General features: G+C 52.7%; 15 protein-coding genes. 9 read left to right on the top strand and 6 right to left on the bottom strand.

Going from position 1 to position 15183, the window contains the following annotated elements:
• Positions 1 to 3: 3 nt before the first annotated feature.
• From VXK30_RS06275 to VXK30_RS06265, 3 genes are all read right to left on the bottom strand, one after another.
• The gene (locus tag VXK30_RS06275; RefSeq protein WP_275716736.1) at positions 4 to 1254 is read right to left on the bottom strand and encodes an NAD(P)/FAD-dependent oxidoreductase; all 1251 of its coding nucleotides are present in this window, start codon (positions 1252 to 1254) and stop codon (positions 4 to 6) included.
• A 269-nt stretch (positions 1255 to 1523) separates the two neighbouring features.
• Positions 1524 to 2066, bottom strand: a complete 543-nt coding sequence (locus tag VXK30_RS06270; RefSeq protein WP_275716738.1) for an NADH peroxidase — start codon at positions 2064 to 2066, stop codon at positions 1524 to 1526.
• 24 nt (positions 2067 to 2090) lie between these two features.
• On the bottom strand, positions 2091 to 2498 hold the full coding sequence (locus VXK30_RS06265; protein WP_275716740.1) for a Fur family transcriptional regulator: 408 nt from the start codon (positions 2496 to 2498) through the stop codon (positions 2091 to 2093).
• Positions 2499 to 2701: 203 nt separating this feature from the next.
• On the opposite strand from VXK30_RS06265, the gene VXK30_RS06260 reads away from it, so the two are divergent.
• The 3 genes from VXK30_RS06260 (at position 2702) to VXK30_RS06250 (ending at position 4606) form a co-directional block, all read left to right on the top strand.
• Positions 2702 to 3547 (top strand): YitT family protein, encoded by an 846-nt coding sequence (locus VXK30_RS06260; protein WP_275716742.1) that lies wholly within the window; start codon positions 2702 to 2704, stop codon positions 3545 to 3547.
• Positions 3548 to 3777: 230 nt separating this feature from the next.
• Positions 3778 to 4257, top strand: coding sequence for a DUF6530 family protein (locus VXK30_RS06255; protein WP_275716744.1), 480 nt, complete (start codon positions 3778 to 3780; stop codon positions 4255 to 4257).
• A gap of 4 nt (positions 4258 to 4261) precedes the next feature.
• A complete protein-coding gene (locus tag VXK30_RS06250) occupies positions 4262 to 4606 on the top strand; it encodes a GIY-YIG nuclease family protein (protein ID WP_275716746.1) in 345 nt (114 codons plus the stop codon).
• Positions 4607 to 4663: 57 nt separating this feature from the next.
• On the opposite strand, the gene VXK30_RS06245 is transcribed toward VXK30_RS06250, so the two are convergent.
• A complete protein-coding gene (locus VXK30_RS06245) occupies positions 4664 to 6232 on the bottom strand; it encodes a putative bifunctional diguanylate cyclase/phosphodiesterase (protein ID WP_275716748.1) in 1569 nt (522 codons plus the stop codon).
• Between the two features lie 382 nt (positions 6233 to 6614).
• Here VXK30_RS06245 and VXK30_RS06240 point away from each other — a divergent pair, with 382 nt between their 5' ends.
• The 6 genes from VXK30_RS06240 to feoB all read left to right on the top strand — a co-directional run bounded on the left by VXK30_RS06240 (position 6615) and on the right by feoB (position 13340).
• Positions 6615 to 7280: a hypothetical protein gene (locus VXK30_RS06240; RefSeq protein ID WP_275716751.1), complete on the top strand. Its 666-nt coding sequence runs from the start codon at positions 6615 to 6617 to the stop codon at positions 7278 to 7280.
• 30 nt (positions 7281 to 7310) lie between these two features.
• Positions 7311 to 9935 carry an ATP-dependent chaperone ClpB gene (gene clpB / locus VXK30_RS06235; RefSeq protein ID WP_275716753.1) on the top strand — a complete coding sequence of 875 codons (2625 nt, stop codon included), beginning with the start codon at positions 7311 to 7313 and terminating at the stop codon, positions 9933 to 9935.
• On the top strand, positions 9932 to 10351 hold the full coding sequence (locus VXK30_RS06230; protein ID WP_275716755.1) for a PPC domain-containing DNA-binding protein: 420 nt from the start codon (positions 9932 to 9934) through the stop codon (positions 10349 to 10351). Before clpB ends, VXK30_RS06230 begins: the two co-directional genes overlap by 4 nt.
• A 49-nt stretch (positions 10352 to 10400) precedes the next feature.
• Positions 10401 to 10694, top strand: a complete 294-nt coding sequence (locus VXK30_RS06225) for a Dabb family protein (protein WP_275716757.1) — start codon at positions 10401 to 10403, stop codon at positions 10692 to 10694.
• Positions 10695 to 10867: 173 nt separating this feature from the next.
• Complete coding sequence (locus tag VXK30_RS06220; RefSeq protein WP_038323477.1) at positions 10868 to 11104, top strand: FeoA family protein; 237 nt, start codon at positions 10868 to 10870, stop codon at positions 11102 to 11104.
• Between the two features lie 88 nt (positions 11105 to 11192).
• A complete protein-coding gene (gene feoB / locus VXK30_RS06215; protein ID WP_275716759.1) occupies positions 11193 to 13340 on the top strand; it encodes a ferrous iron transport protein B in 2148 nt (715 codons plus the stop codon).
• A gap of 83 nt (positions 13341 to 13423) precedes the next feature.
• Here the strand turns inward: feoB and deoC are convergent, their stop codons facing one another.
• Together deoC and VXK30_RS06205 are read right to left on the bottom strand one after the other, a co-directional pair.
• Positions 13424 to 14068 (bottom strand): deoxyribose-phosphate aldolase, encoded by a 645-nt coding sequence (deoC, locus tag VXK30_RS06210; protein WP_275716761.1) that lies wholly within the window; start codon positions 14066 to 14068, stop codon positions 13424 to 13426.
• A 100-nt stretch (positions 14069 to 14168) separates the two neighbouring features.
• The gene (locus tag VXK30_RS06205) at positions 14169 to 15164 is read right to left on the bottom strand and encodes a substrate-binding domain-containing protein (protein ID WP_275716763.1); all 996 of its coding nucleotides are present in this window, start codon (positions 15162 to 15164) and stop codon (positions 14169 to 14171) included.
• Between the last annotated feature and the right edge of the window lie 19 nt (positions 15165 to 15183).

Here is a 15183-nt window from a genome sequence, read left to right as displayed (position 1 = left end):
CCTCTACAATTTTAATAAGGAACGCGCGGCGGCGCTTCCCGCGGTAATTCCGGAGCTCCACGCCCAGTGAAGGTTGAAGCCACCGCAGTCGCCGTCTATGTTCAGCAGTTCCCCCGCAAGGTACAGACCCGGGCACGGCCTGGATTGCAGATTTTCGTCCATCTCCCCCAGCGGGACCCCGCCCGCCGTAATCTGGGCGTCCTTCCAGGACAGCGTTCCCAAAACGTCAAAGCGGAAATCCTTGACCCGGTTGGCAACGGAAACAAGCTCCGCCTGCTTCAGCTGTGCGGCACGCTCCGGCACCCGGGAAAGCGCGGCCCGGACCACCTCCCGCCCTACCAGCTTATGGACGCATCCGCCCAAAAGATCGCCCGTCGGCAGCGTTTCCGGCCCTTCTTTTCTGCCTTTGAGCATGGAAACGATCTGCTGAACGGAATACTCCGGCAGCAGGTCGAGCGAGATCTCCGTTTTTCCGCCGGTACCGGCTTCCCCCACCAGACGGGAAAGCTCAAAAATACAGATACCCGACAGCCCGTTTTCGGTAAACTGAACCTCGCCGCTGACGGTTTTCACGGGTTTGCCGTTGAGAAGGAGAGTCGCCGCCGCCGCGCTGCGCGCCCCTTTCAGCGGTTTCGCCAGGCGGGGATCGGTTCTTACCTGAACCAGAGCCGGAAACAGCTTCGTAACGCTGTGGCCCAGAGAGGACGCGATCTGATACCCGCTTCCGTCGGAGCCAAGCTGCGGATAAGCCTTTCCTCCGCAGGCCAGAATCAGGCGCTTTGCGCGAATCTGTCCGGACGCCGAGGAAATTTCAAACCCGGACGCGGATTTTCTGACCGAAACAACGGGAAAATCGCAGACGGTTTCCACCTTCATCCGCTCCAGCTGCAGCCGAAGCACGTCCAGAACGGCGGAAGCCTGCAGGCTGTTCGGATAAACACGGCCCTCGTCCAGCTCCCTGCAAAGCAGGCCGAAAGACAGAAAGCGGTCGATGATCTTCTGTGGGGGACAGGCATTGATAACAGGCGCCGCCAGGCCGGTATCCCCGTGATAATGCGCGATGCCGGCGTTCCTGTTCGTCAGGTTGCAGCGCCCGTTCCCGGTCGCCAGCAGCTTTTTTCCAACGCGCGGATTGGCTTCCAGCACCGCTGTTTTCGCGTGAATATGCATCCGTCCGCATTCCTCCGCCGCGGCCGCGGCGGCCATCAGGCCGGACGCTCCCCCGCCGATGACGGCAATATCGCAAGAATCCATGATATCCTCCTAAAACTGCCGGACCCGCTCGGGCATTCGGCAAAAGTTACTTACAGTATAAGGCATTTTACGGGCAAATGGCAAGCTGTTTGAAAGCATTCCGTGATCGGATTCTTCCTTGCTGTGGATCTGCATTTGATTGGTCCTGACAAAAGTTTCTCAGGATTTTTGACGGATATTCCAAAGCTTTAGAATAAAAGACGACAAAACCGGCGCGGCTCAAAAGAACCGCGCCGGTTATCTATGAATATTCAGGGAAGGATAACAGCTTAGCCGAAATATCTTGCGAGCAAGCCCTTGAAGCCGGCGCCGTGGCGGGCTTCATCCTTTGCCATTTCATGTACGGTATCGTGGATCGCATCGTAATTCAGCGATTTCGCTCTCTTCGCAAGATCGAGCTTTCCGGAGCAGGCGCCCGCTTCAGCATCCGCGCGCATCTGAAGATTCTTCTTGGTGCTGTTGGTTACGACTTCACCGAGCAGTTCCGCAAATCTGGAAGCATGGTTGGCTTCTTCCAGTGCGTATCTCTTAAACGCTTCGGCAATTTCGGGGTATCCCTCACGGTCGGCCTGACGGGACATTGCCAGATACATGCCGACTTCGCAGCATTCGCCGTTGAAGTTTGCAACCAGCCCGTCGTAAACTTCCTTGTCGATCCCCTTTGCGATGCCGACTTCATGCTCGCAGGCAAACGAGGCTTCCTCGCTCTGCTCTACAAACTTCTCCTTGGGAGCCTTGCACTGCGGGCAAAAATCAGGGGCTTCTTCGCCCTCGTAAACATAACCACATACGGAACATACAAATTTCTTCATCTTAAATCCTCCATATTTAAATATTTATTCTAAAGGCGTCTGCCTTTTTAAGCACTCTGAGCACAGTCCGTGAAACTGAACATCCGTGGAATCGACAGCGACGCAATATTCTTTGGCAATTGCATCTTTGACCGCCGCATGGACAAATTCGCCGGGAATATCAATCACAGCACCGCAGGAGGAACAAATAAAATGCGTGTGCGGTTCCGTATTTCCGTCAAACCGTTCCTGACCGTTCACCGTTCCCACACTGACAATGACCCCGTCATTTTTAAACTGGGCCAGATTGCGGTAGACCGTACCAAGGCTCAGGTCCGGGTAGGCCGGCTTCAGCGTTTGATACACCCATTCCGCCGTGGGATGAATGGACGTGCTTTTGATCGCATTTAAAATCGCTTCGCGTTTTCTGCTGTAATTTTGTTTCTTTTCCATACCGCTCTCCACAATTAGTAATGATTACTGTTCTTGTTTTATATATTAACATACTGTTTTCGGATTGTAAAGGGGTTTTACAAAAATATTTTTAATAATTGAAAATATTGATGCGGAAATTATCATTATCGGTTGATTTATGCCTGTTTTCTGATACAATAAGCAATGGATTTGAAAAAGAGAAATATCGGAAGAGGATTTTTATGAAATACGGGACGATTATCAAAGAATATTTCTATATTACGGTCAGCACGCTGTTAATTGTTGTGGGCGTCTATTTCTTCAAATTTCCGAATAATTTCACCTTTGGCGGCGTGACCGGCCTTTCGGTCGTTCTCGGCAGGGTCACCCCCATCTCGCCCGGCACCGTCAACCTGATTCTGAACGTGGTGCTCCTGATTCTGGGCTTTCTGTTTCTGGGGAGAAATTTCGCCGTTAAAACCGTGTATTCCAGCCTGCTGCTTTCCCTGTGTCTTTCGGGCCTTGAGCACTTTTGTCCAATGAGTAAGCCGCTCACCGACCAGCCGATGCTGGAGCTGATATTCGCGGTGGCGCTGCCCGCGTTCGGCTCGGCCCTGCTGTTCAACATTGACGCTTCCAGCGGCGGCACCGACATTGCGGCCCTGATCATGCAAAAACACACCACCTCCGACATTGCGCACACGCTGTTTTACAGCGACGTGCTGATTACCCTGTCCGCCTTTTTTGTGTTCGACATCAAAACCGCCCTGTTCTCCACCGTCGGCCTGCTGACCAAATCGCTGGTCATTGACAATGTGATTGAAAGCATCAACCTCGCCAAATATTTTAACGTGGTCTGCTCCAATCCAGAGATCATCTGCCATTACATTGTGAACGAACTGAAACGAAGCGCTACGGTCTGCGACGCGCAGGGGGCTTTTTCCCACAAGCACAAATATATCATCTTCACCGCCATGCGCCGTCCACAGGCGGTACAGCTCAGGCGGTACATCAAAAAAGTGGAGCCCGACGCCTTTATCCTGATTTCCAACACCAGCGAAATCATCGGAAAAGGCTTTCACGGCTGAAAGAAAATCCTGCGGAAGCGAAGCGGAAGATTTCCGTTTCGCTTTTTTATTGACAATTCCGTCATTTTGATCTATTATTAATTTAGTAATTTACTAATTTACTAATTCAATACAACAATTCCATTTCTGTCTGTGAGACAAAACACGTTCTTCCCCCGCCTTCGGCGGGGGAAGAACGTAACCTTATTGCAGAATCAACTGGAAATGCTGTAAATTTATGAGGTGAGGTTATGAAAATTCCTGCGACACTGAAGCACAAGCCCGTGATCGTATCGGAAAATTATGAAAACATTGACGGAAGAAGCGCTTACCATTCCGACACAAAGGGGCTTTCTTTGGGGCTGGCGCAATGGAACGACCGCGGCAAGGTGGACATTTCCGCAAAGGTATGGCGCTATACGGGCGAAAAATGGTCGCGCCAGTCGGAAGAGCTGCCGCTGCACCGCGTGATCGACCTCGCCATTCTGATCTGCCGGGCAAAGCAGTATTTTTCGGAAGCCTACCGCTTTGAAAAGCTGTACGACCCGGAGCACACCACCATCGACCGCATCGGGCTGCAGGGCGACGCCATGACCGTCTCCGTCTGTACGGACAACCCGATGATCGACGAGGATATCCGGCTTTTCTCACAGGTGCTCAGCAACAACGATGAATTTTTAAGCGACCGCCTGAAAACGCTTGCGCGCATTCTGAAGGACATGGGGTATTAGAAAGATGGACAAGCAAAGCAAAAAGGAACTGACCGCAAGATATAAGGAACGCAAAATCACCGGCGGCGTATACGCGGTTGTAAACAGTGCGACTGGCAAAATGCTGGTCTTGTCGGCTAACGACCTGCAGGGCAGCAAAAACCGGTTCGAGTTTTCTCAGAAAACGGACGGATGTATGAACTTAAAGCTGCGGGACGACTGGCGGAAATACGGAAGCGACGCCTTTCGCTTCGAGGTTCTGGAGGAGCTGGCAAAGAAGGAAACTCAAACTTTGGATGAATTTGCACAGGATATCGATACTCTGTACGAACTTTGGACGGAAAAGCTCAGCGGCAAAGACCTGTATTGACCAAAAAAAAGTAAAAAAGCCTGTCAGGCATCGATAAAGCTGCGGCAGGGCTGGCGCTCAAGCGCCGGCCCTGCCGTTGTCGTATTCCTGTTCCCAAACCAGTTTCTCATACTCCCCGACCGGCATCGGTTTCGCGAAATAAAAGCCCTGGATCGCATCGCATCCCGCTTTTTTCAGGAAATCTACCTGCTGTTCCGTCTCGATCCCTTCCGCGACGGTAGTAATGTTCAACTGTTTTGTCATGGCAATAATATGATTTACGATGATTTCCGACCGACGCTGCTCCTGTTCGTCGCTGACAAGGAAAAAACCGCGGTCCAGCTTCAGCGTGTCCAGGTTTAAGCATTTCAGGGTGTTCAGCGAGGAATATCCCGTACCGAAATCGTCCATGGAAAGCCGGAATCCGATCCGGTGAAGCTCGTCTGTCAAAGTGACAAAGAGCCGGATATTATCAAAAACGGCGCTCTCCGTCAGTTCGAGTTCTATCAGATTCGGCGGAATTTCATGTTGAATCAGCGGCTGGCAGATGCTGTCCACAAAATCTGCCCTGTATAAATCCGTTCTTGAAATGTTGATGGAAACCGGCAGAGGGTCCAGCCCCAGGTCAAGCCACTTGCGCTGCTGCCTGCAGACCTGCTCCAGAATATTGAGATCAAGGTCGATCACGGAACCGTTCTTTTCAAAGATGGGAATAAAGTCGTTCGGCTGAAGCATGCCGTATTTCGGGCTGTTCCAGCGTACCAAAGCTTCCGCTGCGCAAACGGTCCCCTCCGGCAGACTGTATTTCGGCTGATAATATACCGTAAACTGGTTTTCCCGGAGCGCTTCCTCCATCTGCTCCTCTATTTCCCTATTTCGCTTCATTTCCCTGCGCATGGCCTCATCAAAGAAGGCGTAGTTACCGCCGAGGCCGCCCGCAACGGCTTCGCGCGCAAGATTTGCCCGGTCGATCATTTTTCTGACGGAAATGTTTTTATCCGAAATTCTGTAAATTCCAAATGTAAAAGCCTGTTTTTCTATAAAATTCACATTGCTCAGCTGATGCGCCCTCGCGGTAAAACAGCGGATAAAATCAAGGGCTTCCTGATCGTTTCCGCACCGCACAAACGCCAGAAACGAGCCGTCCTTGCTCCTGGAGCACAGCTCCCCTTCCTTCAGAACGTCGGTCAGTGCCCGCGAAAGGCGGCAAAGAAGCTGGTCCACCGTCTGATGGCCGTAAATATCATTGATCACCGCCAGCTTATTGATATCAAAAACGAGGATGCAATACTTGCCGGCAGGATTCCTGCCGAGCTTATCCCCCACATCCATTTCAAATTTATAGATATTGGAGATGCCGGTAAGACTATCGTAATAAGCCATCTTTTCCAGCTTGCTCTCGCTCTGCCTGTGCCCGTGAAAAATATAGAGAAGAAATCCGCAGTAAGCCAGTACCGTCGCGCCCGCAAGAACCGCTTCCCGGGCCATGAGCTCTCTGGAAATCCCCCTGAGGTACGGCTGGGCGGAAGCATTCAGCATATGATAAAGGCTGATCGCGTTGACAATCGCGCTCAGGCAGACAAGCCCAAGGGAAACAGCGGCCATAAAAACAGATTTTGTATCATTTCTTCCGAATTGTTTCTTCAATCGTACACCGCCTAACAAAAGTTGGATGGGAAACCGATTTCTATTTTAGAATACTACAAAATTCCCCAAATTACAATTCAAATTTCCCATAGGAAAATTTGAAATTTTCCGGGCTTAAATTTTGTAATTAAAATTATATAATCTTATTGACAAATTATATAACATGTATATAATGTTAATAAAGGAATTGAAGAGGTTTTACCGGCGGGTCCGCGCCCGGCGCACCGAAGGGAATGGGAACCGCAGGAAGTTTCCGTAAAACTCCCTCAGTCAGGCTTTGCCTGCCGGTTCCCTCAAAGAGGGCGCCTAAGGGAGCTGTATGGCCTGACCGGCTGCCTGAGCAGGAATACACGCAACAACAAATTGGATTGGGATGAGCATCATGGGAAAAAGCGTATACAGCCTGGTACTGATCGATGATGTTGTAGACGCCATAGACAAGATTGCATATGAAAAGAAGACGAGCCGCAGCAATCTGATCAATCAGATTCTGGCCGAATACTGTTCGTACTCCACCCCCGAAATGCGCATGCGGGATATTTTTGAAGGCGTAGAGCAGATGATGTCCGACTGGGAAAGCTTTCAGGTACAGCTCCAGCCCAGCGACGCGATGATCTCTATCCGTAGCGCATTAAGGTACCGATACAAGCCTACTGTCCGTTATATGTTGGAGCTGTACCGGACGTGCGGGCCAACGGTGGGCGAGCTGCGCGTTTCGATGAGAACGCAGAGCCGGCAGCTGATTGAAATTCTAAACGATTTTTTTGATTTCTGGTTTGCATTGGAAAACAAATATATCGGTTCCCTATTCCCGCACGGAGAGGTTTTCTGCGAAATTACGCCCGGAAAGTGCGCACGGCAGTTTCTGCTGCCGCAGGACAGCGCCCGGCAGACAAACGAAGCCATCGCGGCCGCGATTTCGGATTATATTCATGTATTCGATACCTGTATGAAACTGTACTTTGCCCATCTGGACGAACCGGAGAAGGCCCTTGCAGCTCTTGAAAAGAAATATCTTCAATATAGAAAAAGCGGTGTCATCATATAGCACCGAAGATGAGCGAGGAGGTTTGATTTTATGAACGCTCAGAAATTTACCCAAAAATCACTGGAGGCTATCCAGGAAGCGCAGAATATCGCGATTGAACACAATAATATGCAGATCGAGGAAGAACACTTGCTGCAGGCGCTTCTGACGCAGGAAAACGGCCTGATCCCCCAGCTTTTTAAAAAGATGGATATCCAGCCGGAAGCCGTTCTGCGCAGCGTGGAACAGCAGGCCGCGAAGCTGCCCGGCGTGACCGGTCCGGGACGCGAGCCGGGAAAAGTCTATGTTTCGGCGGATGTGGACGCGGCGCTGGTCGGCGCGGAAAAGGAAGCCGAGCGCATGAAGGACGAATACGTCTCGGTTGAACATATTCTGCTGGCCCTCCTGAACCACCCGAACGCCGGGGTACAGACCGTTTTCAACACCTTCGGCATCAGCAAAAACAAATTTCTCGCCGCGCTGTCCACTGTGCGCGGCAATACCCGGGTGACAAGCGACACCCCGGAGGAAACCTACGATTCGCTTTCCAAGTACGGGCAGGATCTGGTGGAGCTGGCGAAAAACCACAAGCTGGACCCGGTCATCGGCAGGGACTCCGAAATCCGCAACGTCATCCGCATCCTTTCCCGCAAAAGCAAAAACAACCCCGTCCTGATCGGCGAGCCCGGCGTGGGTAAAACGGCCATCGCCGAGGGCCTTGCCATCCGCATTGTGCGCGGGGATGTGCCGAACAACCTGAAGGAGCGCAAGCTGTTCTCCCTGGACATGGGCGCGCTGATCGCCGGGGCAAAGTTCCGCGGCGAGTTTGAGGAAAGGCTCAAGGCCGTCCTGAACGAGGTCAAAAAGAGCGACGGCAGGATCCTTCTGTTTATCGACGAGCTGCACACCATTGTGGGCGCGGGCAAAACCGAAGGCTCCATGGACGCGGGCAATATTTTAAAGCCCATGCTTGCGCGCGGCGAGCTGCACTGTATCGGCGCCACCACCCTGAACGAGTACCACCAGTACATTGAAAAGGACGCGGCGCTGGAACGGCGTTTCCAGCCGGTCATGGTGGAAGAGCCCAGCGTGGCGGACACCATTTCCATCCTGCGCGGGCTGAAGGAACGGTACGAGGTTTTCCACGGCGTCAAAATTCAGGATCAGGCGCTGATTGCGGCCGCCGTGCTTTCCAACCGGTACATCTCCGACCGGTTCCTGCCGGACAAGGCGATCGACCTGGTGGATGAAGCCTGCGCGATGGTCCGCACGGAAATCGATTCAATGCCGGCGGAGCTCGATGAGATTTCCCGGAAAATCATGCAGCATGAAATTGAGGAAGCGGCGCTGAAAAAGGAGACCGACTCCCTTTCCCAGAAGCATCTGAAGGAAATCCAGAAGGAGCTGGCCGACCTGCGCGCACAGTTCAAGGAAATGAAAGCAAAATGGGAAAACGAAAAGCAGGCTATTTCCAAGGTCCAGAAGTTGCGCGAAGAAATCGAAAAGGTCAATGCGGAAATTGAAAAAGCGGAACGCAGCTATGACCTGAACAAAGCGGCGGAATACAAATACGGCAAGCTCCCCGAGCTGACCAGGCAGCTGGAAGCGGAGGAACAGATTGCGGAACGGACGCAGGCTTCCGACTCCCTGCTGCGCGACAGGGTCACCGACGAGGAGATTGCGAAGATCATCGGGCGCTGGACCGGTATCCCGGTTTCCAGGCTGATGGAAGGAGAGCGCGAAAAGCTTCTGAGGCTGGACGACATCCTGCACGAAAGGGTGATCGGGCAGGACGAGGCCGTGGAAAAAGTAACGGAAGCCATTCTCCGCTCCCGCGCGGGCATTCAGGACCCCAACCGGCCGATCGGCTCGTTCCTGTTCCTCGGCCCCACCGGCGTAGGCAAAACCGAGCTGGCCAAAGCGCTGGCACAGGCGCTGTTTGACGACGAGCACAACATGGTGCGCATCGATATGACCGAATACATGGAAAAATACTCGGTGTCCCGCCTGATCGGGGCGCCTCCGGGCTACGTCGGCTACGAGGAGGGCGGCCAGCTGACGGAAGCGGTGCGCCGGCACCCGTACTCCGTCGTGCTGTTCGACGAGGTAGAAAAGGCGCATCCCGACGTGTTCAATATTCTGCTGCAGGTTTTGGACGACGGCAGAATCACCGACTCCCAGGGCAGGACGGTGGATTTTAAAAACACCATCATCATCCTCACCTCCAATCTGGGCTCCAGCACGATTCTGGAAGGGATACAGTCGGACGGGCAAATCAGCGGGGAAGCCAAATCGCAGGTACACGCCATGCTCAGGCAGCAGTTCCGCCCGGAATTCTTAAACCGTCTGGACGAAATCGTCTTCTACAAGCCGCTGACCAGACCGGAAATCGACCGGATCGTCGATCTTCTGATCGAGGACCTGCAGAAGCGTCTGGAAGAAAAACAGCTCGGCGTAAAGCTGACGCCCGCCGCCAAAGAGTACGTCGTGGATCAGGGCTATGACCCCGTTTACGGCGCCCGTCCGCTGAAAAGGCTGATTCAGAGCAAGGTGGAGACCTTGATCGCAAAGGCCATCATCTCCCATGATTTAAAGCCCAAAACAACGTTGACAATCGATTACGATGGCAGTAAGCTTATTATAAAAGAAAAGGAAACGGGGAATGAACCATCATGACGTACAGGATTTTCGGAGACACCATCGTGGCCCGGATCGACCGCGGCGAGGAAATTATCCAGAGCCTGAAGGCTATCTGTGAGAAGGAAAATGTCGGGCTTGCCAGCGTTACCGCCCTTGGCGCGGTGGGTCACGCGGTCGTGGGCCTTTACCGTGTCGGGGAAAAAAAGTATTATTCCAACACCCTTGACGGGGAAATGGAAATGACCGCACTGACCGGAAATGTCACGGAAAAAGACGGAGAAGTGTATCTGCACCTGCATGCCAATTTTGCCGACGCGCAGGGGCATGTCTTCGGCGGACATCTGAACGAAGCCGTCGTCAGCGCTACGTGCGAAATGTTTATCCATACCGTAAAGGGTTCCGTGGGACGCCGCCCGGATGAAGTTACAGGATTGAACTTATTTGATATGTAAAAATGATTTGCTCAGATAAAATGATATAATAAGGAATGAGGAAAATCACATGGTAAAACACATTGTCCTATGGACCCTGACAAAAGACGCCAGGAAAAACATTGACGCGGTCGCGGAGGACCTGCAAAAAAGGTTCAAAGCGCTGCTGGGCGTGGTGGACGGGCTGACGGCGATTGAAGTCGGCCGCAACTACAACGGCGGCACCTTTGATCTGGTTCTGTACTGTGAATTCACCACCAGGGAAGCGCAGGACAACTATCAGGACCACCCCGCGCACGTCGCCGTGAAGCAGGTCGTCCACTCGCTTGTGTGCGGCAGGGACTGCGTCGATTACGAAATTTAACAGGTTTATTCTTTAAAAGGAGCAGGGAAGACAGTCCGATCGCTGTCTTCCCTGCTCCTTTCGTTTTGCGCCGAATATTCGTCATCTGAATGGTACAAAAATCGTTTTCACCAATATTATAGTGTAAGGGGACTCAAAAAGAACGATATTCAGGATACAAGGAGGCTTCTGAATTGAATGAAATCAGTACGTTGAACAGCCTAAAGGTCGGCCAAACCGCTACTGTGAAAAAGCTGCGCTCAACCGGAAGCATGAGACGGCGGCTTCAGGATATTGGATTGATCGAAGGAACGCAGGTCGAATGCCTTCAAAAAAGCCCTTCAGGCGACCCCATTGCCTATTTAATCCGCGGCGCGGTCATCGCGCTCAGACAGGAAGACAGCAGTAACGTGATGATCAGCGCGAATTAATCCGGACTCAATGCAATTCTGCGAATACAAATGAAAATTTGCGCTTGCAGAATTGCTTTTCATAAAAAACTGATAAGGAGTGATTGTGGTGGGATTGGCGGCAAACCCGACCGGGATCAAATGGATCGATTCCGGCCTTACCATAAACAGGGAAAATCCCGACGACAGGGTCGTAGCGCTGGCCGGAAATCCCAATGTGGGCAAAAGCACCGTTTTCAACGCCCTGACCGGCATGAACCAGCACACCGGCAACTGGCCGGGCAAAACCGTGACGAACGCGCAGGGAAAATGCTCTTATGACGGAATCAACTATATCATGGTCGATATTCCCGGTACATATTCCCTGATGGCGCATTCCGCCGAAGAGGAGGTAGCGCGGGATTTTATCTGCTTTGGAAATCCGGACGCGGTCATCGTCGTCTGTGACGCGACCTGTCTGGAACGGAACATGAACCTGGTGCTGCAGACCATCGAAATCACCGACCACGTTGTAGTCTGTGTGAATCTGATGGACGAAGCAAAAAAGAAACACATCCGTATTGATTTCGGCAGCTTACAGAAGGACCTGGGCGTTCCCGTCGTCGGCGTTACGGCCCGGAGCGGAAAAAAACTCGGGAAGCTGATGGAAACGGTCGGCAGCCTGAAAACGGAAAATTTCATCAGGCCGATTCAATTAAAATACATTGCGCCGATCGAAGAAGCCATCTCCATTGTGGAACCCGCCGTGAAAGCATGCCTCGGTGAAAAGCTGAATTCCCGCTGGGCGGCGCTGAAGCTGATCGACAACGACGAAAGCCTTCTCAAAAGCATGAGCGACTATCTTGGATTCAATCCCGCGCTGGAGGAACCCGTCGCCTCAAAAATCGAGCAGGCCAGACGGCGTCTGGAGGAAAACGGCATCAGCGGCGAAGCGCTGCGCGACCGGATCGTTTCCTGCCTGATTATCACCGCCGAGGGGATCTGCGCCGACGCGGTAAAGTTTGAATCCGACAGCTACAACGCAAGGGACCGGAAAATCGACCGGATACTGACCAGCAAATGGAGCGGCTTTCCCATTATGATTCTGCTTCTGATGCTGATTTTTTACATCACCATTACCGGCGCGAACTACCCGTCCGCGCTGCTCTCGGATGCCCTGTTCCGCTTTCAGGATATTTTGCTCGCGTTTTTCAGCCGGATCGGCGCGCCCTCGTGGGTTTCCGGCATGCTGGTCATGGGTATTTACCGCGTGCTTGCGTGGGTCGTATCGGTGATGCTGCCGCCCATGGCGATTTTCTTCCCCCTGTTTACCCTGCTGGAGGACTTGGGGTACCTGCCCCGGATCGCCTTCAATCTGGACAAATATTTCAAAAAAGCCCACACCTGCGGAAAACAGGCGCTGACCATGTGTATGGGGTTCGGCTGCAACGCGTGCGGCGTGTCGGGATGCCGGATTATCGATTCGCCGCGGGAAAGGCTGATCGCCACCATTACCAACTGCTTTGTTCCCTGCAACGGGCGGTTCCCCACCCTGGTCGCGATTATCTCCATGTTCTTTGTCGGAACGGTTTCCGCGCCGTTTCAATCCTTTTTCTCCACCTGCCTGCTGACGGGCACGATCATTCTGGGAATCTTTATGACCTTTATCATCTCAAAGCTTCTCTCCGTCACCATCCTGAAAGGAATCCCCTCCTCCTTTACACTGGAGCTTCCCCCCTACCGCAGGCCGCAGATAGGGAAAGTGATCGTCCGCTCCATCTGCGACCGCACCCTGTTCGTTCTGGGCAGAGCGGTGGTCGTGGCCGCCCCCGCCGGGTTGATTATCTGGCTGCTGGCCAATATCCATGCCGGCGGAGCCAGCCTGCTGCTCCACTGCTCGAATTTCCTCGACCCGTTCGCAAATCTTCTGGGGCTGGACGGGGTGATTTTGCTCGCGTTTATTCTGGGATTTCCCGCCAATGAAATCGTGGTGCCGATCATCATCATGGCGTACATGTCCACAGGGAGTATTCTGGAACTGGGAAGCCTGGAAGAGCTGAAAAACCTTCTTCTCAGCAATGGGTGGACCTGGCTGACCGCCGTATGCACCATGCTGTTTTCCTTAATGCACTGGCCGTGCTCCACAACCTGCCTGACCATCCGGAAGGAAACGCAGAGCTGGAAATGGACGGCTGTCTCGTTCGCGGTTCCCACCGCCGCGGGCATGGTGATCTGTTTCCTCTTTGCCGGCACCGTAAGGCTTCTGGGCTTGCTGTAAGCCTGATAAGGGAAATGCCGTGCTGCGGCAGTGATCGGCTGTGCAACGCGGCATTTCCCTTTGTATTTTTACAGAATATTTTCTCAGTGTTCCATCATCTTGACGCCGTTGCTTGTACCGATCCGGTCCGCGCCGGCATGAATCATATTCATGGCATCCTCATAGGTCCGGACACCGCCGGAAGCCTTTACCTTTGCTTTTCCCTGTACGGTACGTTTCATCAGCCCAACATCGCGGACAGTAGCGCCTCCGGTACTGAAACCGGTCGACGTTTTTACAAAATCGGCGCCCGCCTCCACAGCGAGTTCACAGGCTTTTACTTTTTGTTCATCGTTCAAAAGACAGGTTTCAATAATTACTTTTAATAACGCCTTTGGATGTGCTTCGCGGGCAACCGCCCGGATATCCTGAAGCACGGCCTCATAATCCCCGTCAAGCAATGCACCGATATTGATCACCATATCCACCTCGCCGGCGCCGTCCTGTACCGCCTGTTTTGTTTCAGAGGCCTTTCCCTGTGTGGACATTGCGCCGAGCGGAAAGCCGACGACACAGCACACAGTGACTCCGGAATCCTTTAAAAGCGTATTTGCCAAGGGCACATAATACGAATTGACGCAAACGGAAGCAAAATGGTGTTCCCTTGCCTCCTTACAGAGTGTTTCTATCTGTCCTTTGGTTGCGTTCGGTTTTAAAAGTGTGTGATCGATATAAGTTTCCAGTTCCATTATTTTCCTCCTGTATCATTCATGAAAGGCAGGCTCCGCCCGTATTTTCACCGAAAATCGGTGGGCCGCTCTGGTGCCGCGGCCCACCGGTAAAATCAGACTAATCTCTGGTCTTTACGGAATCGACGTTTTCTTTTGTAACCAGAGTGGATTCAAGGATCACGCTCTTTTCAACCTTTTCGCCCTTCAGATATTTGACGGCGGTCTGAACCGCGTTTTTGCCCAGGAAATAAGGGGGCTCGTTGATGGTGGCCTTCATCTTATCTTCCTTAATTGCTTTCATGGTATCGTCGAGGCAGTCATTGCCCACCAGTACGATGTCCTTTGTCCGCCCGGCTGCTTCAATGGCTTCGAGGCATCCGAGCGCCATCTCGTCGTTCGCCGCGTAGACGGCCTGAATATCCTTGTTCGCCTGAAGAATATTTTCCATGACCTTCATTGCCTTGGCTCTGTCAAAATCCGCGCTCTGCGTGGCAACCTTCTTGATGTCCGGATATTTTGCAATGACATCGTTAAAGCCTTTGCTTCTGTCCTGCGCAACATTCGTGCCCATAATGCCCTGAATTTCCACTACATTTCCTTTGCCTTTCAGCGTATCGGCGATAAACTGTCCCTCAAGGCCGCCCGCTTTGATCGCGTTAAAGCCCATGTGGCTGACGACTTCCCCGCCCTTCGCGGCACGGTCGATCGTAATCACCGGAATTTTCGCGTCATTCGCTTCCTGAATGGCAGATACGATCGCGTCGCTGTCGGCCGGGTCGATGATGATGAGGTCCGGTTTCTGTGTAATCAGGTTTTCAACATCCTTCATCTGGGTGGACGCATCGTTCTGCGCGTCGGTTACGACCAGCTTGGCTCCCAGCTCATCCGCACCTTTCTGGGCGCCCTCTTTCACGCTGACAAAGAACGGATTAGTCTGCGTATTCATTGAAAGACCAATGACGAGCTGTTTGTTCGAGCTTTGGGCGGGTGCAGCGCTCTCCGCCGCTTTTGATTCAGCGGTGCTGGTTGCGGCTCCGGTGGAACAGCCCGCGGCTGTCGCGGCAATCATCGCTGCGGATAGTACTAACGCCAATAATTTTTTTGACCTTTTCATAAACTTCTCCCTTTCTTTC

This window comes from Caproiciproducens sp. CPB-2, from assembly GCF_036287215.1.
Taxonomy (GTDB): domain Bacteria; phylum Bacillota; class Clostridia; order Oscillospirales; family Acutalibacteraceae; genus Caproiciproducens.
Note: the sequence above shows the minus strand (reverse complement) of the source record. Positions and strands in the feature narration are given on the sequence as shown.